Annotated in this window: 24 protein-coding genes; 5 read left to right on the top strand and 19 right to left on the bottom strand. The window is 46.1% G+C overall.

The window, feature by feature from the left end:
- Nucleotides 1–3 precede the first annotated feature (3 nt).
- Both hisS and A8709_RS08170 read right to left on the bottom strand, forming a co-directional pair.
- Nucleotides 4–1,269, bottom strand: coding sequence for a histidine--tRNA ligase (hisS, locus tag A8709_RS08175; protein WP_065851850.1), 1,266 nt, complete (start codon nt 1,267–1,269; stop codon nt 4–6).
- A gap of 435 nt (nt 1,270–1,704) precedes the next feature.
- Entirely contained in the window at nt 1,705–2,010 is a 306-nt protein-coding gene (locus A8709_RS08170) for a winged helix-turn-helix transcriptional regulator (RefSeq protein ID WP_065851848.1), read from the bottom strand.
- 158 nt (nt 2,011–2,168) lie between these two features.
- On the opposite strand from A8709_RS08170, the gene A8709_RS08165 reads away from it, so the two are divergent.
- The gene (locus A8709_RS08165; RefSeq protein ID WP_065851845.1) at nt 2,169–2,561 is read left to right on the top strand and encodes a DoxX family protein; all 393 of its coding nucleotides are present in this window, start codon (nt 2,169–2,171) and stop codon (nt 2,559–2,561) included.
- Nucleotides 2,562–2,859: 298 nt separating this feature from the next.
- On the top strand, nt 2,860–3,219 hold the full coding sequence (locus A8709_RS34020) for a hypothetical protein (RefSeq protein ID WP_065851844.1): 360 nt from the start codon (nt 2,860–2,862) through the stop codon (nt 3,217–3,219).
- Between the two features lie 94 nt (nt 3,220–3,313).
- Here A8709_RS34020 and A8709_RS08155 read toward each other — a convergent pair whose 3' ends face one another.
- The 10 genes from A8709_RS08155 to A8709_RS08120 all read right to left on the bottom strand — a co-directional run bounded on the left by A8709_RS08155 (nt 3,314) and on the right by A8709_RS08120 (nt 15,189).
- Complete coding sequence (locus tag A8709_RS08155) at nt 3,314–5,263, bottom strand: FAD-dependent oxidoreductase (RefSeq protein WP_065851842.1); 1,950 nt, start codon at nt 5,261–5,263, stop codon at nt 3,314–3,316.
- Between the two features lie 144 nt (nt 5,264–5,407).
- Nucleotides 5,408–5,581, bottom strand: a complete 174-nt coding sequence (locus A8709_RS34455; protein WP_167357030.1) for a hypothetical protein — start codon at nt 5,579–5,581, stop codon at nt 5,408–5,410.
- A gap of 87 nt (nt 5,582–5,668) precedes the next feature.
- Nucleotides 5,669–6,109, bottom strand: coding sequence for a D-aminoacyl-tRNA deacylase (dtd, locus tag A8709_RS08150; RefSeq protein WP_065851841.1), 441 nt, complete (start codon nt 6,107–6,109; stop codon nt 5,669–5,671).
- 27 nt (nt 6,110–6,136) lie between these two features.
- Complete coding sequence (locus A8709_RS08145) at nt 6,137–8,323, bottom strand: RelA/SpoT family protein (protein WP_065851839.1); 2,187 nt, start codon at nt 8,321–8,323, stop codon at nt 6,137–6,139.
- Nucleotides 8,324–8,520: 197 nt separating this feature from the next.
- Nucleotides 8,521–9,033 (bottom strand): adenine phosphoribosyltransferase, encoded by a 513-nt coding sequence (locus tag A8709_RS08140; protein WP_057311658.1) that lies wholly within the window; start codon nt 9,031–9,033, stop codon nt 8,521–8,523.
- A gap of 21 nt (nt 9,034–9,054) precedes the next feature.
- The gene (gene recJ, locus A8709_RS08135; RefSeq protein WP_065851837.1) at nt 9,055–11,478 is read right to left on the bottom strand and encodes a single-stranded-DNA-specific exonuclease RecJ; all 2,424 of its coding nucleotides are present in this window, start codon (nt 11,476–11,478) and stop codon (nt 9,055–9,057) included.
- A 65-nt stretch (nt 11,479–11,543) separates the two neighbouring features.
- Nucleotides 11,544–12,497: a cation diffusion facilitator family transporter gene (locus A8709_RS08130; protein ID WP_065851835.1), complete on the bottom strand. Its 954-nt coding sequence runs from the start codon at nt 12,495–12,497 to the stop codon at nt 11,544–11,546.
- 65 nt (nt 12,498–12,562) lie between these two features.
- Nucleotides 12,563–13,489, bottom strand: coding sequence for a protein translocase subunit SecF (gene secF / locus A8709_RS34015; RefSeq protein ID WP_141692463.1), 927 nt, complete (start codon nt 13,487–13,489; stop codon nt 12,563–12,565).
- Nucleotides 13,479–14,714, bottom strand: coding sequence for a protein translocase subunit SecD (secD, locus tag A8709_RS34010; RefSeq protein ID WP_425262314.1), 1,236 nt, complete (start codon nt 14,712–14,714; stop codon nt 13,479–13,481). The genes secF and secD overlap by 11 nt, the downstream gene beginning before the upstream one ends.
- A 190-nt stretch (nt 14,715–14,904) precedes the next feature.
- Nucleotides 14,905–15,189, bottom strand: coding sequence for a post-transcriptional regulator (locus tag A8709_RS08120; protein ID WP_065851833.1), 285 nt, complete (start codon nt 15,187–15,189; stop codon nt 14,905–14,907).
- A gap of 202 nt (nt 15,190–15,391) precedes the next feature.
- Here A8709_RS08120 and spoVB point away from each other — a divergent pair, with 202 nt between their 5' ends.
- Entirely contained in the window at nt 15,392–16,960 is a 1,569-nt protein-coding gene (gene spoVB, locus A8709_RS08115) for a stage V sporulation protein B (protein ID WP_065851831.1), read from the top strand.
- Between the two features lie 24 nt (nt 16,961–16,984).
- Here spoVB and A8709_RS08110 read toward each other — a convergent pair whose 3' ends face one another.
- Nucleotides 16,985–17,665: a DUF421 domain-containing protein gene (locus A8709_RS08110; protein ID WP_065851829.1), complete on the bottom strand. Its 681-nt coding sequence runs from the start codon at nt 17,663–17,665 to the stop codon at nt 16,985–16,987.
- A gap of 104 nt (nt 17,666–17,769) precedes the next feature.
- Nucleotides 17,770–19,098, bottom strand: a complete 1,329-nt coding sequence (locus A8709_RS08105; protein ID WP_065851827.1) for an ArsB/NhaD family transporter — start codon at nt 19,096–19,098, stop codon at nt 17,770–17,772.
- Nucleotides 19,099–19,209: 111 nt separating this feature from the next.
- Between A8709_RS08105 and A8709_RS08100 the strand changes: the two genes are divergently transcribed.
- On the top strand, nt 19,210–19,590 hold the full coding sequence (locus A8709_RS08100) for a TIGR04086 family membrane protein (protein WP_425262317.1): 381 nt from the start codon (nt 19,210–19,212) through the stop codon (nt 19,588–19,590).
- Nucleotides 19,591–19,687: 97 nt separating this feature from the next.
- Entirely contained in the window at nt 19,688–20,527 is an 840-nt protein-coding gene (locus A8709_RS08095; RefSeq protein WP_065851823.1) for a phosphatase PAP2 family protein, read from the top strand.
- A gap of 61 nt (nt 20,528–20,588) precedes the next feature.
- Here the strand turns inward: A8709_RS08095 and yajC are convergent, their stop codons facing one another.
- The 5 genes from yajC to ruvB form a co-directional block, all read right to left on the bottom strand.
- On the bottom strand, nt 20,589–20,897 hold the full coding sequence (gene yajC, locus A8709_RS08090) for a preprotein translocase subunit YajC (RefSeq protein ID WP_065851821.1): 309 nt from the start codon (nt 20,895–20,897) through the stop codon (nt 20,589–20,591).
- A 15-nt stretch (nt 20,898–20,912) separates the two neighbouring features.
- Nucleotides 20,913–22,052, bottom strand: a complete 1,140-nt coding sequence (tgt, locus tag A8709_RS08085) for a tRNA guanosine(34) transglycosylase Tgt (protein ID WP_065851820.1) — start codon at nt 22,050–22,052, stop codon at nt 20,913–20,915.
- A gap of 52 nt (nt 22,053–22,104) precedes the next feature.
- Nucleotides 22,105–23,184 carry a tRNA preQ1(34) S-adenosylmethionine ribosyltransferase-isomerase QueA gene (queA, locus tag A8709_RS08080; protein WP_065851818.1) on the bottom strand — a complete coding sequence of 360 codons (1,080 nt, stop codon included), beginning with the start codon at nt 23,182–23,184 and terminating at the stop codon, nt 22,105–22,107.
- Nucleotides 23,185–23,193: 9 nt separating this feature from the next.
- Nucleotides 23,194–25,395 carry a SpoIID/LytB domain-containing protein gene (locus A8709_RS08075; RefSeq protein ID WP_065851816.1) on the bottom strand — a complete coding sequence of 734 codons (2,202 nt, stop codon included), beginning with the start codon at nt 25,393–25,395 and terminating at the stop codon, nt 23,194–23,196.
- A 182-nt stretch (nt 25,396–25,577) separates the two neighbouring features.
- On the bottom strand, nt 25,578–26,585 hold the full coding sequence (gene ruvB / locus A8709_RS08070; protein WP_065851814.1) for a Holliday junction branch migration DNA helicase RuvB: 1,008 nt from the start codon (nt 26,583–26,585) through the stop codon (nt 25,578–25,580).

Raw genomic sequence — 26,585 nt, 5'->3', positions numbered from 1 at the left:
TATCTATTCGAATAGTGTCTTTGCAGCGTTTGAGGCTAGATCCACTAAACTTAGCGTAATTTGATTGCCTGTTTCCATCTTCTTCAGCGTAATTTCGCCGCGTGCTAACTCATCATCACCCAGAATCGCTACATAGGTTGCTTGAAAACGATCTGCTGATTTCATCTGCGCCTTCATCTTACGGCCCTGGTAGTCCTTCTCAGCCTTTAAGCCTTGGATTCTTAGCTGGTGCAGAAGCTTCGTTACTTCCTTCTCTGCGGCTTCGCCAAGACCGATCAAATACACATCCAGCGGCTCTGGCTTCGGAATCTCAACGCCTTGTGCTTGCAGAACAAGCAGAATGCGCTCTAGGCCAAGACCCAAACCAACACCTGGTTGATCTGTCCCATGTCCACCAATTTGCTCGACGAGACCATTGTAGCGCCCGCCTCCGCCGATCGTATCGATCGCGCCAATGCCAGCAGCTTTATATTCAAACGCAGTGTGCGTGTAGTAATCCAAACCGCGTACGAGACGAGGATTGATACGGTACGGAATCTCCATCGCCGTCAAGTGCTCTTGTACCTGCGCAAAATGCGTACGACATTCTTCATCCAAGAATTCCAGGATATCAGGCGCGCCTGCACCATGCTTATGGTCGATTTTGCAATCGAGAATACGCATCGGATTTCGATCATATCGGGACTGGCAATCCTTACAGAGCTGATCCTTCACTGGGGCAAAAAACACCTGCAGCTGCTCGCGGTAAGCCGTTCTAACCGAAGGGGTACCGACGGAATTAACTTCCACAGTGACTTCTTTCAAGCCAATTTCTTTGTAAAAGGTGTAGCCAAGCGCAATCACTTCTGCATCAATACTCGGATCTACGGATCCAAAGGCTTCGATCCCGAACTGATGAAATTGACGATATCTCCCGGCTTGCGGCTGTTCATAGCGAAACATAGGACCGACATAGAACAACTTCGTCAAATCGGGGATGCCGTACAGCTTATTTTCGACATAGGCTCTAACAACACCCGCTGTTCCTTCCGGACGCAGCGTCATGCTGCGATCACCTTTATCAAGAAAGGTGTACATTTCTTTTTCGACGATATCTGTCGTTTCCCCAACTCCGCGAGAAAATAGCTCAGTACTCTCGAAAATTGGCGAACGAATTTCTTTGTAATTAAAGCGTTGGCACAAGTCTCTTGCCTTGCTTTCGAGGTACTGCCACTTCTCTACCTCGCCAGGAAGTAGGTCCTGTGTCCCTTTTGGCTTCTGAATACTCATCTAAGTAACCTCCCTTAATCTCGTCTTTATAAAATGCAAAAAATCCCCCGCCCCCGACTTCCGTCAGGGACGAGAGATTTGATCAACAAATTCACCCGTGGTACCACCCACATTCAGAAGAACACCGCGCTACCTTGCAGAAGCAAGTTAACAGCGTTCATCTCTTTGCGGTTAACGCCCGCTATTCGCACAACTACTACTTGGTACATGCCTCGCATGTACGGTTCCCAGTCGGTCCTCGGGGAGGTCTGTTCATTCGCTCATCATGGGAAGCTTGCAGCCTAGGCTTCCTTCTCTGTACATGTGGGCGCGAATTACTGTGTCCCTTCAATGGATCACAAACATATCCAATTACAATATGGCTATTGTAAACATTGGAAGAGGCAAAGTCAAGAGATAGTCCTCCATTTTTGCCGATCCAGGTAATCTATTTCATTAATGGGAGTCGGCCCATTTCTGAACTTCATCCATAACCGCTTGCAGTCCTTTGCCCTTCGGCGTTAAATCGTACTCGATACGGACTGGCGTCTCCGGGTAGACATGTCTAACAATGATCTCCGCTGCCTCCAGTTCCTTGAACCGTTCCGAAAGCATGCGATCGCTCATACTAGGGATAAGTACGGAAATATCTTTGAACCGCTTAGGTCCGCTTAACAGCACGTGAATGATAAGACCTGTCCAACGCTTTCCAAGAAGTTCAAATGCATTCTCGAATTTGGGACATAGTTGATAGCCTTCCATCTTAATCATCTCCTCCGAGTTCTTGCATGAGCACTTGCTACATACACTTCTGTAAAACTATTTTATCATAGTCGCTTGACAAAAGTAAGTGCTTCGTAATAATATACTAACATAAAGTAAGTTGTTAAACAAAATATATTTAAAGTGGAGATGTTAGTATGGCATTAGGACTACTTATTATTCGTTTGGTGATTGGGTTATCAATGGCAGCACATGGTACACAGAAATTGTTTGGTTGGTTCGGTGGGTATGGCCCTAAAGGAACAGGCGGGTTCTTCGATTCGATTGGTATTAAACCAGGTGTTACGATGGCGGTTCTGGCAGGTTTAGCTGAATTAGGTGGCGGCTTACTCTTCGCTGCTGGGTTATGGACAGTCGTAGGCGCAGCTCTTATTATCATCACGATGATTATGGCCATTCTCAAGGTTCATGGGAAAAATGGTTACTGGGCAACCTCCAATGGCTTCGAGTACAACGCTGCATTACTCGTTATTGCGCTTGGTGTAGCTTTGATTGGCGCTGGCGATTATTCCATCGATGCTTTGATGTAATGTGAAATACCAAACCGTCCAGCTTAGGCTGCGGCGGTTTTTTCGTTGTGCACAAAGAAAATAGCCTGCAGCACAAGGCTGCAGGCATCTAAAAGTTTATATTTTAAAGGGGGTCGAGTTCAAGTATATCCTTCTTAGATTAACGGAAGATGAAGCTAATGTTACAATTTCATTACACGAAAAAATCGTTTATTTTCAATCATTTTCATTTCGTTCTCCCCGTATATTCATTCTGTTTTCACATATACATGTACAACAAGGCAGATGGCCTTGAATATAACATCTGGAGGCTGTAACAATGACACTACAAAACGAGTTTCAAGAGGAACGACAAGATCTCGTGGTGCTTTTCTCCGAAGAATCCGAAGCCGAAGCGGAAGAAGAAGTAGCTGAAGCTGAAGAAGCAGCCGAAGAAGAGGCCATTGAAGGATCGGATGCTGACGAGGACGAAGCTGAAGAAGAAGCTGCGGACGAAGAAGAAGCCGAAGCGGAAGAAGATGCGGAAGCTGAAAGTGAAGATGCTGCGGAAGAAAGCGAAGAAGCCGCAGAAGAGGAAGCCGAAGCTGAGGCTGAAGAAGCTGAAGATGCCGCGGAAGACGCTGAGGACGAGGCTGAGGACGCAGCCGAGGCTGAAGAAGAAGCTGCGGACGAAGACTAAGAAATGTAACCGCAACCATTCATCCATTCATTGCCAACAACAAACTAAGAGCCTTACAGCCACATCCAATGCGGCAATAAGGCTCTTTATGTTGTTATGGCTTACCCGTTACTCCAATTTTCACGTCTCTAATTAACATATACGTGTCACCATTGGTTAACTTCTGTTTATCTGCAATCCCAGCAACGGTTGCTGTCGTAAGAAGCTTTTTCTCAATAAGCTTCCCTTGTGCTTCCGCGACTGTTGCTTGAATGCCTAGAGCTTGAGTTAGCGTATAACTCGCTTGATCAAGTGTTAGTGAAATTTTATCTGGGTTATCCAATTTGGCAATGGCCTGATTAACATCACCTGTAAATGCATCTGGCTTCATCTTACGTGAACCGCCAACTAAATTGACCATTCGTTTCGGATTAGCCGCGTCATCCAGATGGAAGTTGTTATCATAAGCTCCGGATGCAAGACCAAGCATCAATGCTGTTTTCAACCCTTCATAAGCTTTGTGCTCCATAAATGGCTGCGGCTTAATCGACATAGGTTGAATTTCCATCCCCTGCTTGTTCAACTGGGCTTGGAGTTTAGCGATACTTTCCTTGGAAGCTGATAACTGACGGAACGTCTTATTCTCCGCTTTTGCTAAACTAACTGCTGCTCCTGCTGCTTCCCCTTCTGCCATCCCCGTCGGCATTACACGAGCGCTGCCATGTGGCAACGTGTCGTAGCTTGCCGCTCTGCCGACAACCAGCAATCCGTCAATCTTCTGCGGCACTAGGCTGCGGAACGGAATCGCATATTGCTTCGGTTTACACACGACGTTACCTGAATCTGTCGGTGAAATTCGTTGAATGTCAACCGGGTAGGAACCAAAACCAATGCGGTCCCATTGGTCTGTATTCGTACAAACATCGACAATATTCAAGCGATATTCCCCTTGCATATGACGCGTCTCTCTCACATACAGCTCAGGTGCGGTGGCATCTAGCTCTAAAGTTGAGAATTCAGGGAACGTTTTTTTCATATAGTCCACAACATTCGGTAATTCTTTTTTACCGATGTCAAAAGCTTCTTGTACCGATTTGGGATCAAAGGTATCCACACCAAAAATTTGCAACGAATTGATGAGTACAGTGTTATCGTTTTGCCGTCCCATGTTGAGCCCTCTCATTTTGGCTCTTTCTTTGTTGAGCGGCGGATAATTACTCATTTCTTTGTAGCCGTATACACTGACATCCGTTACGCCAGAATTGACGTCATCATCGCCATTCAAGCGATTAGCCATCAGTTTCCACACTTCAGGAGTAACATTTTTCAAACGGAAGGCAAGCGTAACCGCCATTTTGGATTTCGGATCCCCAATATCCTCATGTCCCATTGTAAAAGCTACACCAGAGGCCGCTGCAAAATCACCATCTTGTGTAGCGTCGATGACCGACGCAGCTTTGACGACTTGTGTTGTGCCATTTTCAAGCGTGATTGTTGCGCCTTGTACCGCTTGTTTATCCGGTGAAAGCAACGGATCGATCTTCGTCGTTTTCATCAAGACATCAATATTCTTCTCATTCTTCACACTATCGTAGAAAGCATTCGCTGCTGTATTTACATCGAACGAATCACCTTCGGTCTTGGCGTACCACTCCGAGAAATACCCTTTATTCCACACGTCATCTTTGCCTAGCAGGTTCTTACTTGTGGAATAGTTCATATCCAGTGAATTGATCCAGCCCAGCGTCATTAATCCGCCCATAATCTCACGATTCCGGCCATCAACCAGCAGCGTGCTTAATCCATTGCGAGCCGCGGAAACGGCTGCTGCTACGCCTTCTGGATCGGTCCCTACGACAATCACGTCATAGGTATCTTTAGCTTTTTTCACAGATTGAACTGGTTCTAATGCTTGTTGCTGTCCGCTATGTCCCTTGATCTTGTTATGGTGATGGTATTGAAATAACATGGCGGCCGTTGCAGCTAGCAACGTAAGTACGATCATAATCCCCATCAACCAAAGCCAGCCTTTGGATGTGGATTTGTTGCGATTTGAATTTGCCATTACGATGAATGCACCCACCTTATCTCATGTCTTACAATAATGCCAAAGGCTAGTTTACCACAATTTGCAGGTAGAGAGAAATTATACGGTTTTCACAAATAAAACCACGCAGGCTGTTTGGTCAGCACATACGTGGTTTTATGATTACCGATACGATTTCTTAGGTATACTTTTCATTTTTTCCTGATCGGAAGTGAATTCCGCACTAATCTCAACATCAGCAAAGGCAGACATTTGGCTCAGCCGTTCCGCAAGAGAGTTATGAAACAATTGCTGCACGGGAGCTGTTATCGCTTTTTCTTTGATCGATTGACGCATCTGTATGGCTCCTAACCGCAAGTAGTATACCTGTTTAGTATATCCAGCGGTCGGGTTGCCTATCCTGTCTGCGTAATATCCTGTAACCTATTTACTATCTATCATTAACGTAACAGGGCCCCAATTCGTGAGCGAAACGTCCATCATTTCACCAAAAGCACCTGTTTCCACCTGCAGCCCCTGCTCCCGCAGTAACGCATTAAAGTGATTGTATAACGGCTCTGCCTGCTCAGGTCTTGCAGCTGACATAAAATTCGGCCGCTTTCCTTTACGGCAATCCCCGTACAAAGTAAATTGGGATACGGATAGTATGGCCCCGCCAGTATCGATGACAGACAGATTCATTTTGCCTGTTTCATCTTCAAAAATACGCAGCCCTGCCACTTTATCCGCCAAGTACTTCGCATCCTGCTCGGTATCCTCGTGGGTAATACCTACCAGCAGCATCAGCCCCTCCTCGATTCGACCAACAGTCCGATTATCCACGGTTACTTCTCCACGTTTACAACGTTGAACGACTACTCGCATCGTATTTCAAATCCCCTTAGCTTCTTGCTAACTTTGCATAACCCGATGAACAGAGTACACATCTTTGACACGCTTTATTTTCTCTACAACCGACTGTAGATGATCGATATTTTTTATCAAGATGGTCATATGAATCGTTGCCATTTTATTTTTGTCCGAACGGCCTGAAACTGCTGAGATCATGGTTTTGCTCTCGGATACAGCCTGAAGCACTTCGTTCAAGAAGCCTCTGCGATCATGGCCGGTAATCTCAATTTCCAGATTGAAATTGGATTCCACAGCTTCTGCCCAGTCCACTTCGATTACGCGTTCCTCTTCACCCATCGTCGTTGGAATGTTCGTACAGTCCGAACGATGGACCGATACGCCGCGTCCACGGGTGATATAACCAATAATGAAATCACCAGGCACCGGATTACAGCATCTAGCGAAACGAACAAGCAAGTTGTCGACGCCCTTGACTCGGACACCGTTCGTAGGTCGGCTTTTGCGTTCTGTCGATGCGGGAGCCTTGACCTCTTTCACTTCGCTGCTCAGCTTGATAACTTGCGCTTCTTCGGCTTCCTTCCGCAGCTTCTCTGTAAGCTTCGTACAGATTTGAGCGGCCGTAATGCCTCCAAAGCCTACAGCAGAGAGCATGTCTTCAATATCACTGAAATTGAACTTTTTCGCCGCTTCTAGCATTTTATCATCGCTCATAAGGGTCGGCGGATCGATCGCTAAGCGTTTAAGCTCACGCTCAATCATGTCCTTCCCTTTTTCAACATTCTCTTCACGCTTCTCTTTCTTAAACCATTGCTTAATCTTGCTGCGAGCATGAGACGATTGCGCGATCTTGATCCAATCTTGACTTGGACCATAGGAATGCTTGGATGTAAGAATTTCGATGATATCGCCCGTTTTGAGCTTGTGATCGAGCGGCACGATCCGTGAATTCACTTTGGCACCGATGGTACGGTTTCCGACTTCTGTATGAATGCGATAGGCAAAATCCAACGGAACAGAACCAGCAGGAAGCTCGATAACTTCCCCTTTTGGCGTAAAGACAAAGACGAGATCTGAGAAGAAATCCATCTTCATGGATTCCATGAATTCAGAGGCATCATTCGTTTCATGCTGAAGTTCCAGAATTTCGCGGAACCAGCTCATTTTATCCTCAAAGGTACCGGATGGTACGACGGAGCCGCCTTCTTTGTACGACCAATGTGCAGCAATCCCGAACTCGGATGTCCGATGCATTTCCCATGTCCGAATCTGAACCTCCAGCGGTTCCCCTTTTGGCCCAATAACGGTGGTATGCAAGGATTGATACATATTCGGCTTCGGCATCGCAATATAGTCCTTGAAACGCCCTGGCATTGGTTTCCATAACGTATGAATGATACCCAAAGAAGCATAGCAATCCTTAATGCCGTCCACAATGACACGCAGCGCCATGAGATCGTAGATCTCGTTAAACTGTTTGCCGCGGGAGCTCATCTTTTTGTAGATACTATACAGATGCTTCGGTCTTCCGGAAATATCTCCTTGAATGCCCATTTCATCTAGCTTCTCTTTGATGCTGTGTATGACGTCTTCAATATATTGCTCGCGTTCGGTCCGTTTCTTCTGCATGAGATTCACAATCCGGTAGTACTGCTGCGGATTCAAATAACGGAGGGCAATGTCCTCCATCTCCCATTTGATCGTGGAAATCCCGAGTCGATGAGCGATCGGACAGAAAATCTCCAGCGTTTCTTCCGCAATACGGCGCTGGCTTTCTTCCGACTGGTACTTCAATGTCCGCATATTATGCAAACGATCTGCCAACTTAATCAGGATTACGCGAATATCCTGCGCCATGGCCACAAACATTTTACGATAATTTTCATTCTGTTGCTCTTCTTTGGATTTGAACTTAATGCGCTCCAGCTTCGTCAAACCATCAACTAGCATTGCACAAGTTTTCCCAAATTTATCTAGAACAGTTTCCAGCGAAACTGTTGTATCTTCAACAACATCATGCAGAAGCGCAGCGATCACCGAAGTGACATCCATCTGCATATTCACCAATATATCTGCAACAGCGAGTGGATGCAGAATATAGGGCTCACCCGATTTGCGTACTTGGCCATGATGGGCTTCATCCGCAAATTCATAGGCCTCCCTAATCCTCTGCAAATCATTCTCTTTCAGATAGGTGGCGGCCTTTTCCAGCAGCTGCTCTATACCCATGCATCTACCCATTCCCTTTAGTCGATTTTTATTCATTATGCCTGCAAGTCAGGCCCCTCGTCAACTACTCACGTCCAAGCTTTCGACAAAATGCATCATCTATGCCATTCTCATGAAAATTAGAGGGGACATGCCTCGTCGATTTTCTCTATGAAAAAGAGAATCGAATAACGTGCATTCGATTCTCCATGCCTATCTTAATATTGAACCAGTGAAACAACATCGAAACCTTCAAATTTACTGCGGCCATCTAAATACGTAAGCTCGATTAAGAAAGCAGCCCCTACGATTTCCCCGCCAAGCTGCTTGATCAAATCAACGGATGTTTGAATCGTACCGCCAGTTGCGAGTAAGTCATCAGCGATAAGTACTTTCTGCCCAGGCTTAATGGCATCTTTATGCATAGCAAGTTTATCCTTGCCATATTCCAGCGCATAGTCGGCTTCAATGGTTTCTCCAGGTAATTTGCCACTTTTACGAATTGGAATAAAACCTACGCCAAGAGCAGTAGCTAGAGGTGCACCAATAACAAATCCGCGTGCTTCTGGACCCGCAATCACATCAATTTCTTTGTCTTGAATGAGTTGTTTTAATTGCTCGATTGCTTCTTTGTACACAGGGCCATTCTGAAGCAATGTTGTAATATCCTTGAATCGAATACCGGGTTGTGGAAAGTCCGGGATAACGCGAATGTAATCTTTGAAATTCATTATGATTTCCTCCAATGTATACTAGGTTTTATTTATGTGATCAGCGATCCATTGCTCCAGCTCTTTCGCTGAAGAATACATAACAATGGCTTCAACTTCTTGTCGATGCAATCGATGCTGGTACAACCGTGAAGTGGTTAAATCTCTTTTGGCTGGCGCTGGGTTTAATGTAACCATCTTATCATGTTTGACGACAAATTCTAATTCCTCAAAGACCGATATAATAAAATGTATCATAGCTTGAGAAAGTCCTGAGCGTTTACTAAAAGCCGTCAACATGCGGGTATCCATCAAATTAAGCGATTTTTCCTTTTGTAACGAGCCGTAGAACATTTTGAACATATCGCGCGAAGGGAGCGTGCTTCCACTATCCTGCCCTAACTCTGCGAAAACAGGATAACAACGCATCATCCCCTTCGCTTGCTGCAGGACTGCTTCCAAACTGGCAATACTTCGAGGCAATGTGTACAAAATAACGTCGGCCAACTCACTGAATTGTATCGCTTCCGCCGCCTCATTACCAGGTCTGACCCCTGCGTCATCCTGTACAATCCAGTATGGGATCTCGTCTCCGACCTGGCTTGCGACCGCTTGGAACAAGCCGACATCCGTTTCGTCGAATAGCACAATTCCAGGCGGTGTTGGCGGTACCGCCGTTCCCACAGCGAGATTGCTGATAAGCGCTGAGAGCTTCAGATGCAATTGCCCAGTACCGCGCCAATCAAACACCTGCGCATGCGGGACTCGCAAATCCTGCATAATGATTTGAGGTTTCCTTACGCCGTTCCATTCGTTGATCGACAACTCACCTAAGACATCGACTTTGGCCGAAGGTGCTATGAGAGCGGCCAAGTTTCCTCTACCGAACCCTACTGCTTCAACAGAGCAGCTAATCTCATCTTTCGACTGCGAAAGCCCAAGCTTCAAATGCTGCTTCTCCTTGCCCATCGTTCGAATATCATCAAGTCCAAGATTCGTAAACATGAACTTCGGCGATGGATTGCCCATCCCAAAGGGAGCTAATTGTTCAAGTCCTTCAATGCTGGCGATAGGTACATCAGCTAACTGACACTGATTATCAACTCGTAGGACGGGCACGAAATCTTGATCCGTTAACGTTGCGGCAGCAAGCTCGTTTAATTGCTCTGTAAAAGCATCCAGGTGCGCGCTATTCAAGCTCATCCCCGCTGCGGCTTGATGTCCTCCATAGTGGTCTAGAAGGTCCTTGCAAGCCGTCAAAGCCTTGTGTAGATCAAAGCCTGCAATCGAGCGCGCAGAGCCCTTCGCTATGCCTGTCAGCGGATCAATACTCAACACCAAAGTCGGTCGATAAAATTTCTCCACAATCTTGGAAGCGACAATCCCGACGACGCCTACATTCCAGTGCTCTTTGGCAACGACAATGACTTTATCCATACCTTTGGCTCGCTGAGCCTCCGCCATGGCGAAGGCTTCTTGCACCATATCCTCGACGATCTGCTGACGCTCTTTATTCAGCATATCCAATTCATAGGCAATTTGCTCCGCTTCATTTTCATCTGCGGTAGTAAGCAGCTTAACAGCAATGTCAGCAGCTTCTAATCGACCGCTTGCATTGATTTTGGGCGCGAGAGAGAATCCGATATGCCCCGCTGTTACCTCTTTCCGTTCAATTCCGGAAACACGGATTAGGGACCGAAAGCCAACATAGCTGGAATCCTGCATGCGCTGAAGTCCCATTTTGACAAGCAACCGATTCTCGCCTGTAAGTGGCATCAGATCAGCAACCGTTCCTAGCGCTGCGAACTCAAGAAGTTCCTCCGGGAACCGGCCAAGTAACGCTTGCGCGAGCTTGAAGGCAACACCGACACCCGCAAGCATTTTGTACGGATACGGGCATCCTGGCTTCTTAGGATTAATAACAGCTAGGGCATCAGGGAGAATTTCTGGCGGTTCATGGTGATCCGTCACGATGACATCCAACCCTAATTCCCGGCAGTATGCCACTTCTTGTACAGCACTGATCCCCGTGTCCACTGTAATAAGCAGCCCAACCCCCTGCTCCTTCGCAAGCAGGATCGCGCCACGATTTAAGCCATAGCCTTCTCGAATCCGATGGGGAATATAGGTATCGAAATGAGCGCCTAGACCTTTTAGTAAATGAGCCATCAAGGATGTGCTGCTTACACCATCAGCATCGTAATCTCCATACACACGAATCAGCTCATTGTTTGCCAAAGCTTGACGGATACGCTCCACAGCTGGCAGCATCCCATCTAGCAAATAGGGATCATGGTAATCGCCGATGCCACCTTGCATAAATTGTTTGGCTTCCGACACGTCGCGGATATCTCGCAGCACGAGGATACGGGCAACTAAGGGATCTAGCTGCAGATCACGTACAAATGCTTCGACAAGCGCCTCATCCGCATTTCCAATGTTCCATCTTGCCTTTGGTGCTAGCAATTGGTGTATCCTCCTCGGCGTTTTCCCTGCGAAAACGTCATGATTTCCTGTAGTTCTCTTAAGATTTAGTGTAATACAGATGGAAGCTCTGCAGCATCGTTATCTGCATGATGTTTATAAGGGTATCCTGGATCATAGGGATTCACATGAATGACAACATTCGAGATATGTTGGTATTGTTTCATCAGCTGCGCTTTAATTTTCTTCGACACCTCGTGCCCTTCCCAAACAGAAAGCCTCGGGTTCACAGAGATGGACATTTCGACGACAACGTAGTGCCCTTGTTCGCGTGCACTCAGGTCATCAACGGAAATGACGCCTAGGATTCGGCCAACAACTTCTATGAACTCCGCTACGTCTTCCTGATGGCGTACGTTCTCTGACAACGCGGATAGGATGTTTCTGACGATGGAGAAGCCCATATAACAGATCATTATAGCGATGAGAAGTGCTGCTACAGGCTCTATATAAGCAAGCTTCGTATAATCCCACACTTCACTTAGCAAAGTCAAGAGCATACCCACTATAGCTACAAAAGAAGAGTATATATCGGAACGATGTCTGCGCGCATTGGAAATAAATTCCTTAGCGCCGAATCGGTTCCCTAATCGATTCAAATATTGGAACAACAATTCCTTAGCAGCAATCGAAATAAGAAGAAGGATAAGCGGATATATACCGGCATCTTGGTCCACATGAGCTACAAGTGATTTGACAGATAAAATCCCCATTTGGGTACCAATCACCATAATGAGGACTGCAAGCAGCATAGAAACGATCGCAATTCGATTAGCATTACGCTGGAAGGCCTTGCTGGTTGCTTGCTGCCTTTGCGTTCTTACGCTCATGATAACGACGGCTACCACACAAACACCTGCAACTGATTGTGCCGCAGCTGCTAACAGCGCAATGCTTGGTGCTTGAAATGCTGCCATTCCCTGCAAACATGCGATGACGGAAAGGAGGAGCATGCCTGCCCAGAGTGTGTATTCAGTCTTTTGAAAAACATCGTCCTTCACGTGGACATTCCCCCCAAACGGATACAAAGGCCGCGCAACAATCACGCGGCCGGTTCATATGTTTATTACGCTGCAGATTTCTTTTTAGAACTAGCTAAGGATCTACGTTTAAATAAATACCACAATGCACACGCGATGAAGATGGAAGAGTAAGCACCGCTCGTCAAACCGATTAGCTTCGCCAAAGCGAACAGCTTAATGGACTCGCTTCCGAACAAGTACAAACATCCAGCAGCGATTAATACGACAACTACGGTATTGATGTTACGAGCCATCGTTTGCCAGATACTATCATTGACTAAAGCAACAAGGTCTGCGTCTGTTTTAAGCTTGGAGAACCGTAAGTTTTCACGAATCCGGTCAAAGATAACGATCTTATCATTGATGGAATAACCAATCGTGGTCAAGACGGCCGCAAGGAACGGTAAGTTCACTTCAAAACGGAAAATGGCAAACATCGCGATAACCATAAAAGCATCATGCAAAATGGCAATAATTGCAGCTAGCGCAAAACGCCACTCAAATCGAATACTCACATAAAGACAAATTAAAATACTGGAGATAGCTACAGCGTATACCGCTTTACGCAATAATTCTTTCGCTAATTGCGGATCGACTGTGTTGATTTCTTTGGATACTTCAGAGCTATAAGTTGTAGCGAAAGTGGTCTGAATCTTGTTCACTGTTGCATCGTCCAAAACGTCATCGAAACGGATCGATACGCGATCGCTATTATTCCCTCCGACCGTAGGGTCGGAATATTTGGACTTCAAATCACCACTTGTTTCGAGTCCGTGTAAAATTTCTACAACTTTCTCACTGGTCAATTGCTTACCAACAACCAAATCGATGTTCGTTCCTGCTTTAAAATCAACGCCGAAATTCACGCCAGAAGTTAAAATAATCACTAGCCCGATGATCAGAATGACGGCTGAGAGGCTGAAAAATTTGTTCCGGTGTTTAACAAAATCAAACCTTTTCTTAGAGTCCACGGATGTCTGCCTCCTTCACACCGAAATAACTTGGCTTTTTCAGCAAATTACCTCGGATAATAAGATGTAGCAGCCATCTGGAGAACAACACGTTCGTTAAGATACTGATAATAATACTCATCATCGTGATAACTGCAAATCCGCGAATGGCACCGTTACCTACATAGTAAAGAACGATACCCGCAATTAAATTCGTTACGTTCGCATCCATAATCGTACGGAAGGAATGCTTCGTCCCTGCTTTCAAGGATGAAAGAATACTTTTACCAGCACGGATTTCCTCACGAATTCGTTCGTATGTGATAATGTTTGCATCAACGGCCATACCTGCACCCAAGACAAGGGCAGCAATACCAGGCAACGTCAAGGTCGCATTCATAAAGTCGAAGATAGCCAATAATACCCAAATGTAAGTGATGAGTGTGAAAGCCGCTACTAGACCTGGTACACGGTAGTAAAGCACCATGAATAAGAAGATAAGGATAGAGGCAATCAGACCTGCTCTAGCTGTCTCGTGCAAAGAAGCTTTCCCGAGCGTAGCATCAACACGTTGTATGTATTTTTCTGTTAATTTAAGCGGCATTGCGCCTAAGTTAATCATTTTGGCAACTTTCGTCGCTTCAGCTACATTGGTTTGTGTAATAATCGCAGAGTCGCTATCAATTGGGAAATTAACCGCCGCCGTCGATTGCAAATCATCGTCTAAGTAAATGGACAATGAGCTGCCAACGAGTTTCGTCGTTACATCCTTGAATTTCTCTCTGCTTTTCATTTTGATTTCAACAATCGGTTGCTTCGTATTCGGATCATAGCTAAGTTTCGCTGCGTTCTCAACGAAGTCTGTTCCATTCATGTACACCGTTCCATCTGGGCCTCTAAAAGTAAGAACGGAAGGCTTGGACATCAGAGTACGTACTTCATCTTCATTCTTTACGCCTGCTAGACGCACACGAATGCGATCTGTTCCTTCTGGATACACTTCTGGCTCAGCAACACCCAGTGAATCCGCACGTTTGGCAAGACTTTGTGCCGCTTCCGAAAGCGTTTCCTTTGTGAGCGGTTGTCCGGCCGTTAAAGGCGTAGCCGTGTACAAAATTTCAAAACCGCCTTTTAAATCTAATCCCAGTTTAATACGGTCTACAAGACTTGGGCTTGTAACGCCAACTGCTCCAAGAACAATGACAACCGTTAGAAAAAAGAACGTAATTCTTTTCCAATCCAACATCTGTTGCTAGTCTCCCTTCAATACTCAATATGCCTATTATACTCAGGTCTGAAAAACGAGTCAATTTAAGTCGTTTCATGCAAATAAACGGCTACACCGTTCGCTGAGAACTTGTCAAAGTGTTGATCACGCAACATCGCCGACTTATTAAGTGAAGCACATACATGCTATATTGAAAATAAGCCCATTCCTAGAATTGGACTCCTTTGTACATACTTATCGTCATCCAGTTCATAAACGCCGTAGACTTGAGCGACAAAATGTCATTAACGATTTGGTGAAGAGGAGGCAATCCCGTTTTACGGTACTTATCGCTTACGCAATCCCATATATCCTTACCGGTAACATGCTCATATCCTAGCAGATTAAATTCCTCGACCTTGCTCAAACATAAATTTTCGATGGTTTCATTCAGTTCAAGATCCGAAAGACCCTTATTCTCTTCGTCACTTCCATTGTCATGTTCGTCATTCATGGGGGATCCTCCTAAAAGTTTTGCTTTAGCAAAACTAACTTCGTAAGCATGGGCTAAGGTATGGTTTTACCTGTATATGGACTAATTCGAGAGCGCCCCCTCCAATTCCTGCCAAACACGCCCTTGTCCATAAAATCTTAGCATGAGCTTGACCAACTCCCGCATAGTCATAGGTATGACATTATCGGAAGAGGGTATGGCAGTGACCAAGCAGTCGTTTATAAGAGGTACGATGATCCTGTTGGCCGCGGGCATTGTGAATCGAATCCTTGGCTTCATACCCAGAATGACGCTCCCGCGAGTCATTGGGGCCGAAGGTATCGGTATTTATCAAATGGGTTGGCCCTTTCTATCCGTTATTCTAACCATCATTACGGGAGGAATTCCTGTTGCCATTGCGAAGCTGATCGCGGAAGCTGAGGCGGAGAACAATGAAACCCGAATTCGCAGCGTCCTCCGAATTTCTTTAGCCATCACGATTTCACTGAGCTTAATTTTCACACTTATCTGTGTGCTTGGTGCTTCATGGATCACTTCACACCTTTTAACTGACTCCCGTGTCTATTACACGTTCTTATGTATGAGCCCTATGATTCCTATTATTGGAATATCAGCCGTGTATCGCGGCTATTTCCAAGGCAGACAGAATATGATCCCAACTGCAACCTCGCAAATTATGGAAACCTTGATTCGTATTGTTATGGTGCTCGTGTGTTCCTACATGATGATACCTTATGGGATTGAGTATGCAGCGGCTGGTGCCATGATCGGAGTTTTGGCGGGTGAAATAGGCGGACTGGCTGTCTTAGCGATTCATTTCCGATGGGATAAGAAAACTTCTCCCAAGCTGCCCCTCACACCAATCAGCACAACCAAAATGACGACTGGACGTATGACGAATCTACGCAAGATTCTGCGTATTTCTATTCCTATCACAGGAAGTAAACTTATCGGAGCTGGTTCCTATTTGCTGGAATCCATCTTAATTGCTCAAAGCTTAGCTATTGCTGGCATTTCAACTTCTCTTGCCACCGCGCAGTACGGCGCCCTGCAAGGAATGATCATTCCGATTATCCTTCTACCTAGCGCATTGACCATGTCATTATCCGTCTCACTGGTTCCATCGCTCAGTGAAGCTGCCGCCCGCAAAGATACCAAAACCATTCACATGCGGCTGCATCAATCCTTGAAGCTGGCATTAGTAACAGGTGCGCCCTTCGCGGTAATCATGTTTGTCCTTGCTAAACCCATCTGCACCTATATGTACAATCAGCCTGATGTAGCTGTCATGCTCAAAATGATGGCGCCCATTGCGATATTTATTTATTTTCAAGCTCCATTGCAATCTGCCCTACAAGCCTTGAACAAGCCTGGATCTGCTTTAATTAACACGTTAATTGGTTCCACAGTTAAACTAGCTTTAATTTATTGGCTGGCCAGTAAGCCTGAAATGGGCATCCAAGGAGCCGTTTTTGCAATCAATGTCAATATTGTGTTGGTAACTCTGCTCCATTGGAACAGCGTGGTACGCTTGCTTAAATTCAGAATGGATGGCAGCTCTTTTGGTAAAATTGGGGCAGCGATGTTACTTTCCGGACTTGCCAGTTACTTCATCATGTATACCCCGTGGATCTCCCTAACTTGGGTACGATTCGTATCTTCTTTATTAGCAGGATTTATCTCCTACCTCATCTTCATCACGATGTTCCGATTGATCAGTCTGAAGGATATCGGACGTCTCCTGAATATGGGTAAAAAAATCATTCGCTGACCCGTCGTCATCCTCCGTTGGCGCTTATCGTTTACGATCCAGAAACATCCGGCCGCGGTGATCAATAGAACAATAAAAGACTTCTTTAAAATCACGTGCACCCTTTTCTTGCAGCTGATTTTTCAACCAGAATCTGGTTTGACCGATTTTTTCTAAATTCTCATCCTGTACTTTCCCATCCATAATTAGAGGCAGCGGCAGCCCTTCATAACGAATGGTCGCTTTTATCGTAGGATCCAAGCTTGCTGTCTCTTTCACTTCTTTTTCAACGACACTTAATTTCCCCGAAGGCTCTAGAATGGCAAATTCCACGTCCGCTACATTCATCACTTTATTTTGTCTTAGCTGCAGCATCAGGTCATCTAAATTATAACGATGCTTCTTCATTTCCTCTCGATCGATCATACCCTTATTGATTAAAACACTCGGCTTTCCATCGAAAAGCACACGGACAGTGCGACTTTTTAACGTAATATAGGCAATTAGAACTTGAATAAGCACCAACGTCCCCATAGGTACAAGACCATATGTTAGAGGTTTGGCCGCATCCTCAAGCACGAAAACAGCAATTTCCGCAATCATGATGGAAATCACAAGATCGAACAGCGACAGCTTACCAATTTCACGTTTCCCCATAATCCGAAGCATGAGAAAAACGACAAAATAGATAAGCACCGTACGCAAAAAAATAGTCAGAATATCCATCGCTACCTCCCTGATCTAAGCTCTTGCTTGTTCTCGGAGTTCACTGGTATTCTGACCGCCCTTGCACATCATCATGCAGATGAGAGCTGTTCAATTGTTGGCAATTAAAACAGGAATAATTTGAAATAGAACGTTGAAATCACAAGTAACACGAGACAGATGGGCGCAGCCACTAACACGTACTCACTCTGTTTCAGTTGCACTTTGTCTTGATAGGTGAACGAAGCTGCATATAGGCTTGCGGTAGAACTGAGAAGCGTAACACCACTTCCGATCGCAGTTCCCACAACCAATGACCACCAGATTGGCTTACTAGATACCTCAAGCAGCTGCTCCATATGATCCACTACCGGCAGCATAGCAGCTAGGAAAGGAACATTGTCCATCATCGCTGCCCCAAAGCTCGTTAACCAAAGCAGCAAGATCGAGAGGAACGGAATACTCCCTTGGCTAAGTTCTAATCCGCGATTTGCGATGAAGCCGGCTATGCCCGCGTACGTGATCCCCCCAACCATAATGAATAAGCCCAGGAAAAAGAGCCCTTGAGTCTCTTTGAGGTTGTGCCAGATGGATTCATAGTCTTTGGTCTTGACCAGTGTGACTATGTCCTTATAGTTCATTCCTAGTAAAGCTACGGCACCGCCTGCGGCAATGTATGCAGGGCTCCACCCCAGAAGACCATGAATGACCAGACCGACGATCGTCAAACCAGTAATCATACTGCTGCCTATCAGGTAGACTTGATCCTTCGCTAAATAGGAACTTGGGTTAATGCTGAGAAGCCCGCGCATGTAGGTTTCGGCAGCGATTAATCGTTTGCGATAGATCATCCAAATAATCAAATATACAACTGCTAGCAGCAGACAAATCAGCGGCGCTAGCTTCATAAACATGTCGCCAGACGAAAGATGCCCAGAAGCTCCTAACATTCGACTCATTATGTTCCCCATGATCGTAGCTGCCCCACCAATATGTACCGATAATAATAGTGAAATCAGGAATGGAGCCGGCATTAATCTCATTTTGCGGGAAGCCATAATAACGAAAGGAACGATCACAATGACAGCCAACATACTATCCAGCAAAGCTGAAATGATAGCTCCTACAAGAGACAAACAAATAATGAGTGTTAACGCCCTCATCCGAAATTTACGAACCATAGCGCTTACGAAATATGAAATGATGCCTGTTTTTTGAAATAGACTTGAAACGATAAAAAGACTCACAAGAAATAATAAAATCGGCCAATTGGCATAGCTGGTTAGTGCCTTTTTCAGGGGGACGATTCCTAAGATCACCATCAGCAAAGCCCCGCCAAGTGCTGTATACATACGATCCCATTTCTCTATTAATATACAAACGTAAGCCACCGCGAAAATAAAAAGGGCAGCGATCGCTTGCCATAGGACTGGCCCTTGCGAGAATTCGGTCATAAATAATCACTCTCCTTCGATCCGTAGTTTGTACTAATTCTATGTGCTTGACCATACAATGATGATAATGAAGCGTTCGAATATAGGAAAGGAATGATGCCTGTGAACCCAATGAAAACGGTCAGTCAGGTTCGAATACCATCACCTTTATTTTCAGGACTCGTCTATTCATTCACTATGATGACCATCGGAACCGTCGTGACTTCCTTGTTTCTATTGCTAACAAGTGCGCAAGAAAGCTCCTTACACACGATAACAACCATCATCCACGCGGTCTCCTTGTTTATTGGAGGATGGGTTTCAGGTAAAAGAGCCGGTAACCGCGGCTGGTATCACGGTGGACTAGTTGGCTTTTTCTATTTCGCACTCATTTTTTTAGTCGGATTTCTGGCATTTGATGCAGGGTTGAATCTTCAATCCCTCCAACTACTTGGCATTTTATTCGCGGCTGGGGCGCTCGGAGGCATTCTTGGTGTAAATACGCAAAAATAAGTCTTTTCCGTGAAGATTGCACTTCCCCCCTGTTGATTGTGGTATAATGTCATAGTTATTGCCGCACAAAACTTCCAATATATAGGGGGAACACATCATGAGCCCTTTTCATTCTATGACTTATGCGACAGTCTATATTGTACTTACTATTTTTGCTTTTGTAATCATTGCTACACGAAAAAGCCCGCACACCATTGCTTATAGCTTTGTTCATGAAGTTTTTACGTCAAGAAAGTACCTCATTCATTTCGTTGGTGTGCTGCTCATCTTATTCTTCAACAAGATGGAAATGCAGATTGAACAAGGAATGAAACATAGAAACGATTTCACTGCTTCTATTTATGGAATTGAAGGTGACTTTGTCGCCACGATTCAAAACTTTTTCCATAATGATATTCTTACCGCGGTGTGCAGTTACTTCTATGTTATTATTTTTCCTTCCGTCATGATCACATCTATCGCGCTTTACACCTATCAGAAGAATTATAAATTGTTCTATGCTGTCTGTTATGCTTTAATGTTCAATTATATGGTTGCCATTCCCTTCTATCTCTTCTTCCCAGTGAATGAAGTATGGTCCTTCCACCCAAGAGTACATCTTCTTATCTTAGACGTATTCCCAACATTTGAGCAAGATTATCGACCTCTATCGGGTCTTGACAACTGCTTCCCTAGCTTACACACCTCGATTTCAGTATCGATGGCTGTGATTGCGGTGAAGAGCAGCAGCAAGTTCTGGAAGATTTTCGTCCCTTGCACCGCCGCTTTCATCATTTTCACCATCTTCTATCTCGGGATTCACTGGTTATCTGATATGTGTGCCGGTCTCTTACTCGGTGTTGTAGCGGCAAGAATGGGACTACGCATTGCAGAAGGACGCCTTGTCCTCGGCGAGCGCGCGCTCCTCAAACGGAGAGTTAAGAACAACGAATATTAATCTCATTTCAAAATAAGCAAACAAAAAGCGAGTGCCTGTTAAAGGGCCTCGCTTTTTTGTTTTACTCTTTAGCTGGTTGTGCAACTGCGTTTACCGCAGAACGATCGAATGTTAATTTAGTTACATCGTTGACACGAATCACACAAATGTCATCCGTAATTTCAACAATCGTTCCGTGTAATCCACCGATAGTAACAACCTTATCCCCTTTTTTCAAGCCACCTAGCATGGAACTACGTGTTTTCTGTCTTTTTTGCTGTGGACGAATAAGTAAGAAGTAGAGAACTACGAACATGAGCACTAAGGGCCCGTATGTATACAAATATCCTACTGCACCCGTACTTGCAGTATCGTCAGCCAATAGAAACATAGGTATCCTCCTCTCTTAAAATCCTCTTTCATTATCATTCAGCCCATAAGCGGCAAAGAAGGTATCGCGGAAATCAAGCAATCGATCTTCCTTAATGGCTTCTCGTACCTCGCGCATAAGCTGTAGTAGAAAGTGAAGGTTATGAATGGTTGTCAATCGAATGCCGAAAGTCTCATCCGCTTTAATCAGATGACGAATATAAGCTCGGCTATAGTTCTTGCATGTGTAACAGGAACACTTATCATCTAACGGTCCGAAATCTTTCATGTATTTCGCATTACGAATCACAAGACGTCCTGAACTCGTCATACATGTCCCGTTTCGGGCAATCCGAGTCGGAAGCACACAATCGAACATATCGATACCGCGGATAGCGCCTTCAATCAACGCATCTGGCGAGCCCACACCCATCAAATAGCGGGGCTTGTTCGCAGGCATCAATGGTGTCGTATAGTCGAGCACTTCATACATTAAGTGCTTAGGTTCGCCCACACTCAGTCCACCAATAGCATACCCCGGGAAATCCATGGAAGTCAACTGCTCCGCACTCAGCCTGCGCAGATCTTCATGCATGCCGCCTTGGATGATCGCAAACAGACCTTGATCTTGCGGTCTAGCATGACTTTGCAGGCAGCGCTCTGCCCAGCGTGTCGTACGCTCTAACGATTTTTTCACATACTCATATTCGGCTGGAAATGGCGGACATTCGTCGAAGGCCATCATGATGTCAGAACCTAACGCATTCTGAATTTCCATTGCTTTTTCTGGCGAAAGAAATAGCTTATCCCCATTCAAATGTGATTTGAATTGAACGCCTTCTTCCGTAATTTTACGCATATTACTCAAGCTGAATACTTGAAACCCGCCGCTGTCTGTCAGGATCGGTCGATCCCAGTTCATGAACTTGTGCAGCCCGCCTGCCTCTTTCACGATCTCATGCCCTGGACGAATAAACAAATGATAGGTGTTGCTCAAAATAATTTGAGCATCCATTGTTTTTAATTCTTCCGGACTCATCGTTTTCACGGTTGCTTGTGTGCCGACTGGCATAAACGCAGGCGTTTCGATCACGCCATGCGGAGTGTGTACGCGTCCCAAACGAGCGCCAGATTGTTTACAAGTTTTAATCGGTTCATACGTTACTGCTGCTGTCATGTCATCCACTTCCTATTCTAAGCTTGCTATTCTCATACGTTCCTTCTGCAATCTAATAAATCAACATCGCATCGCCAAAACTGAAAAACCGATACTCCTCTTTCACTGCCTCTTCGTAAGCCTTCATCACATTCGCTTTTCCAGCTAAAGCACTAATCAGCATGAGTAAGGTCGATTTCGGTAGATGAAAGTTGGTTAACAGAACATCTACGACGCCAAACGTGTACCCTGGATATATAAAAATAGACGTCCATCCTTGCGAAGGCTGGATGATAAGAGGCATCCCCTCTTCTGGGCTTTGCTGCTCACGAGCTAATCCTGCGGCTGTTTCCAAGGTACGCGCCGATGTGGTTCCGACCGCGATAACGCGCTTGCCCGCTGCTTTCGTTTCATTAATCATGGCCGCTGTTTCCTCGGACAAGATGTAGAACTCGGCATGCATTTGGTGATCTTCAATCTTATCAACGGACACAGGCCGAAACGTTCCCAATCCGACGTGAAGTGTAACGAACGCAAGTCGAATGCCCTTGGCTTGAAGCTTATCCAAATACGCTTCCGTAAAATGCAAACCAGCCGTAGGCGCGGCAGATGATCCTTCATGCTTTGCATAGACGGTTTGATATCGTTCCCGCTCCGATAACTGCTCCTTGATATAAGGAGGAAGCGGCATCTCCCCTAAGCGATCGAGAATCTCATTGAAAATTCCCGTGTATCGGAATTGCAGCACGCGCGCGCCCATTTCTCCTACTTCCACCACTTCCGCGGTTAAAAGAGGTTCATCTCCCTCATCCATCGATGTGCCAAATACAGCGACTGCGCCAAGCTGCATGCGCTTGCCTGGCTTGACCAGCGCTTCCCATCGATCCTCGCCAAGTGGTTTCAACAGTAATAATTCCACTTTAGCGCCTGTGTCTTTCTTCATACCAAAAAGCCGTGCTGGAATGACTCGTGTATCATTCATCACGAGTAAATCCCCGGCTTCTAAATAGGTAATCAGATCCTCGAATGTGCGATGTGCCGTCTGTCCTGTTTCTTTATTCAACGTAAGTAATCTAGACGCCGTGCGATCTAGCAGCGGCGTCTGAGCGATCAATGATTCCGGTAAGTCAAAATCAAATGCTTGTACTTCCATGTTATGTCTTCATTCCTTCGTTATATTGACTCCAGTGTAGTACGTCTGAAGTATTTTTTTATAATCATAACCTTGCTCCGCAAATCCTTTTGCCCCCCACTGGGACATCCCCAATCCATGGCCGTTGCCTTTCCCCCGGATAATGATTGTACCCTTGGGAGCAGCACCTGAACTTCCTGAACTCCCTGTAGATGAAGTCTGAGGCTTGCTAATACCAGAGGCACTGATGGTCATCACATCGGATTTCTTCACCGCGGTCGGCTGCGTTTGTTTGCCTGACAACACGTAGAAGCTATCTGTGGTGGAACTGCTAGAAACCACACCGCTGCTGGTCAACAACGCTAGGTTAGGAACAGATGGGCTAGTACCAGTATAACTGCCAGCTCCCTCTATTTCAAACAGCGTACTCGGCAGCCCGCCAAGGGCAGATCTAAGCGCATCCGGGTACGGTACATTCACGGCAACCCCGTTTGCTTTCAACTCGATCACTCGGCCAGATGGCCCTCGTTTGGAAACCTCCAGCGATGTCAATTCGCCATTAATGCTGATATTTGCAGCTGCTAGCTTGCTCTTCATATCATTTAAGGTATAAGGGCCTCTAATCCATGAATACGCATTCGATTCTCTCTCTTGACCAACTACCAAGACTTTCTCCTTCATGGCTAGCTTAGCAATCGAAGGATTCGCAGTATTATCTACATAAGGTGCCAGCCGGACATTCACATCGGACTCCGTTGCTTCGAAATAAGACTTTCCTGATGCGTCCTTCTGAGTCGTATCTTTCACATACATACTATGTACAAAACCGATTCGGCCATCACTTAATTGGATCTGATACCAGATGGCTTTCCCTTGTTCAGCACCTTGGTCTGGGCTTGCAACACTTCGTAAATAGTCAACTGCATTTCCCCATACTTCCGTTGAATCGGCGGTCTGTCCTCCAGCATTTGAAGCAAATACAGGTGTAATCAAATTACCGCGTTTATCGGAAATGACTTCGTCTTTCGTCGCATCGACAGCTAGATTCCCCGCTGTAAACTCTTTATCCAAGCCAAAGTAAGCCTGATCGAGCGTCGTATCCGTCACTTGGGCAATCTCATATTTATTTCCCTGAACGATCGCAAAGGTACGCGCTGCAACCGCTTGAGCTTTGAGTGCTTCCGCAGGCCACAATGAGCTCAATTCCGAACCAAGGACACCATATAAATACTGTTCCATCGGCACTTCGTTCACCAAAGCTAATCGATCATGGTAGGTGCTGACTTCCATGTTGCCGCGGTATTTGCGTTCTGCGTTCTCCTTCACAGCTATGCCCATTTTCTTCGGCTGAACCATTGTTTTCTGGTCGCCTGTGGCTGTTGTGTAATGCGTTATAGACGCTGTAGGGCTGTTAGCGGCGGTTACATCCGATCTGCGTATAAGGTAAGGAGACTTCGTATTCGCAGCCTGCAGCGGCGTGTTAGGCACTGCTTTCAGTGCAGCCTGCTTCACAGCCTCCAGTTTGACGTCTGTGGCTTCATTCCCAACCCAAACACCGTAACTAACCAAACCTGTGTTGTCTGCCTGTAAAACGATATCAGCGCTGATGCCAGCTTGTGTGTAAACCGCGAGCTGCTGCCCAGCTGCCGCCTCAGATGCGAATGCGCCTGCACTCAAATGGAGCGGTCCCGTGCCTGTAGGTGTGCCTGATTTCGTCAGTGCGGCTACTGTTGGGTCCTTCAAGGCTTGCGCTGCCGCATTGTCGGCTTCGGTCTTTGTAGGCAGGCTGCCGTAGTACACTTGGTACACTGGTTTTCCCATTTTCGTACGACTTAACACGTAGCTGTCTTCTGGCATAACCGCGAGTTTCGCATTTAAAGCTTTCGCTGCTGCAAAATCCGTCGTTTCCAGCATCATCGTACTGAACTGATCTAGCGACATTCGGATCGTCGTATCTGCAATCGAAGCCCAAGGCTTCACCTCGGCACTCACCGAACTGCGAACGCCGATGTCAAAACCTCCTGGGGATGTTAACGAAACTAGCGGTTCTACTTTCTTATATTTCGCAGCATTGATCACGAGTGCAACACGAATTTGATCTAAATGTTTGATCCCCGCTGCGTTAACGCTTGCGCTTGAACCACCTATGTAGGAAAAAGAACCAAAGGTTAATGCGGCCGCCGCGATAATGGCGATTCGTCTTGGGGTTGTAAGCTTATGTCTCCCATGCATGAAGGTATCGTTTCCTTTCTTTCTCAACTCATCTAGTAGTGTAGACGCTAGTAGGAGGAAGAAGTTTTGTAGACTTGCAGATAAAATGACAAAAAAAGACTAAAAAGCCCTTGCCCGCCTTTCAGCAGAGGCAAAAGCTTCTCATGTTACTCATACGTTCTGATCGCAATCTTCCTGAGGGCTCAACGCTGTTCTGGAACAGGTAAACCAAGGTGATGATAGGCCTGTGGTGTCACGGTACGCCCTCTTGGCGTACGCTGCATGAAGCCGATTTGCAATAAATACGGCTCATACACGTCTTCTATCGTTTGGCTTTCTTCACCAATCGTAGCCGCGATCGTCTCGAGGCCAACAGGGCCTCCTTGGAAGCTTTGAATAATCGCACGCAGCATCTTATGATCGATTTCATCCAGTCCGAGGTCATCCACTTGCAGAAGCCTTAGCGACTCTCTGGCTAGCTCCATCGTGATCACGCCATCGCCTCTCACTTGGGCAAAGTCACGCACCCGCTTCAGCAAGCGGTTCGCAATACGCGGAGTTCCCCGTGATCGCATGCCGATCTCACGCGCAGCCTCTCCGACGATGCTGACTTGCAGGATATCAGCCGTACGGCTAACGATGTAGCTGAGCTCGTCGATTGTATAAAATTCCAATCGACTCACGACACCGAAACGGTCACGCAGTGGCGCTGAAAGCAGCCCAACACGCGTCGTTGCGCCGATCAACGTGAAGGCCGGCAGGTCGAGGCGCACGGAGCGTGCACTTGGCCCCTTGCCGATAATAATATCAAGGGCAAAATCCTCCATCGCCGGATACAGCACCTCTTCCACCGTACGGTGGAGGCGGTGAATCTCGTCGATGAAGAGCACGTCACCTTCCTGCAGATTTGTCAGGATGGCCGCGAGATCACCAGGCCGCTCGATAGCAGGGCCTGAGGTGGTTCGAATATTCACACCAAGCTCGTTGGCGATGATGTTGGAGAGTGTTGTTTTCCCAAGTCCAGGCGGCCCATATAGGAGCACATGATCTAATGCTTCTTTTCGCTGCTTCGCAGCTTCGATATAGATTTTGAGGTTCTCCTTCGCCTGCTTCTGGCCGATATATTCAGCCAAATAGCGAGGACGCAGGCTATACTCGACCACGTTGTCCTCCATCATAAAATTAGCCGATATGATTCGGTCATTGTCCAT

It is taken from the genome of Paenibacillus pectinilyticus (assembly GCF_001700435.1).
In the GTDB taxonomy this organism is placed as follows: Bacteria; Bacillota; Bacilli; order Paenibacillales; family NBRC-103111; genus Paenibacillus_E; species Paenibacillus_E pectinilyticus.
The sequence above is the reverse complement of the archived record's forward strand: the minus strand, read 5'-3'. Positions and strand labels throughout refer to the sequence as shown.

What these genes read in the sequence shown, in the direction of transcription:
- hisS (WP_065851850.1), bottom strand. Translation starts at nt 1,269, where the DNA reads ATGAGTATTCAGAAGCCAAAAGGGACACAGGACCTACTTCCTGGCGAG.
- A8709_RS08170 (WP_065851848.1), bottom strand. Translation starts at nt 2,010, where the DNA reads ATGGAAGGCTATCAACTATGTCCCAAATTCGAGAATGCATTTGAACTT.
- A8709_RS08165 (WP_065851845.1), top strand. Translation starts at nt 2,169, where the DNA reads ATGGCATTAGGACTACTTATTATTCGTTTGGTGATTGGGTTATCAATG.
- A8709_RS34020 (WP_065851844.1), top strand. Translation starts at nt 2,860, where the DNA reads ATGACACTACAAAACGAGTTTCAAGAGGAACGACAAGATCTCGTGGTG.
- A8709_RS08155 (WP_065851842.1), bottom strand. Translation starts at nt 5,263, where the DNA reads ATGGCAAATTCAAATCGCAACAAATCCACATCCAAAGGCTGGCTTTGG.
- A8709_RS34455 (WP_167357030.1), bottom strand. Translation starts at nt 5,581, where the DNA reads ATGCGTCAATCGATCAAAGAAAAAGCGATAACAGCTCCCGTGCAGCAA.
- dtd (WP_065851841.1), bottom strand. Translation starts at nt 6,109, where the DNA reads ATGCGAGTAGTCGTTCAACGTTGTAAACGTGGAGAAGTAACCGTGGAT.
- A8709_RS08145 (WP_065851839.1), bottom strand. Translation starts at nt 8,323, where the DNA reads ATGGGTATAGAGCAGCTGCTGGAAAAGGCCGCCACCTATCTGAAAGAG.
- A8709_RS08140 (WP_057311658.1), bottom strand. Translation starts at nt 9,033, where the DNA reads ATGAATTTCAAAGATTACATTCGCGTTATCCCGGACTTTCCACAACCC.
- secD (WP_425262314.1), bottom strand. Translation starts at nt 14,714, where the DNA reads ATGTTGGATTGGAAAAGAATTACGTTCTTTTTTCTAACGGTTGTCATT.
- A8709_RS08120 (WP_065851833.1), bottom strand. Translation starts at nt 15,189, where the DNA reads ATGAATGACGAACATGACAATGGAAGTGACGAAGAGAATAAGGGTCTT.
- A8709_RS08110 (WP_065851829.1), bottom strand. Translation starts at nt 17,665, where the DNA reads ATGGATATTCTGACTATTTTTTTGCGTACGGTGCTTATCTATTTTGTC.
- A8709_RS08105 (WP_065851827.1), bottom strand. Translation starts at nt 19,098, where the DNA reads ATGACCGAATTCTCGCAAGGGCCAGTCCTATGGCAAGCGATCGCTGCC.
- A8709_RS08100 (WP_425262317.1), top strand. Translation starts at nt 19,210, where the DNA reads ATGAAAACGGTCAGTCAGGTTCGAATACCATCACCTTTATTTTCAGGA.
- A8709_RS08095 (WP_065851823.1), top strand. Translation starts at nt 19,688, where the DNA reads ATGAGCCCTTTTCATTCTATGACTTATGCGACAGTCTATATTGTACTT.
- yajC (WP_065851821.1), bottom strand. Translation starts at nt 20,897, where the DNA reads ATGTTTCTATTGGCTGACGATACTGCAAGTACGGGTGCAGTAGGATAT.
- tgt (WP_065851820.1), bottom strand. Translation starts at nt 22,052, where the DNA reads ATGACAGCAGCAGTAACGTATGAACCGATTAAAACTTGTAAACAATCT.
- queA (WP_065851818.1), bottom strand. Translation starts at nt 23,184, where the DNA reads ATGGAAGTACAAGCATTTGATTTTGACTTACCGGAATCATTGATCGCT.
- A8709_RS08075 (WP_065851816.1), bottom strand. Translation starts at nt 25,395, where the DNA reads ATGCATGGGAGACATAAGCTTACAACCCCAAGACGAATCGCCATTATC.
- ruvB (WP_065851814.1), bottom strand. Translation starts at nt 26,585, where the DNA reads ATGGACAATGACCGAATCATATCGGCTAATTTTATGATGGAGGACAAC.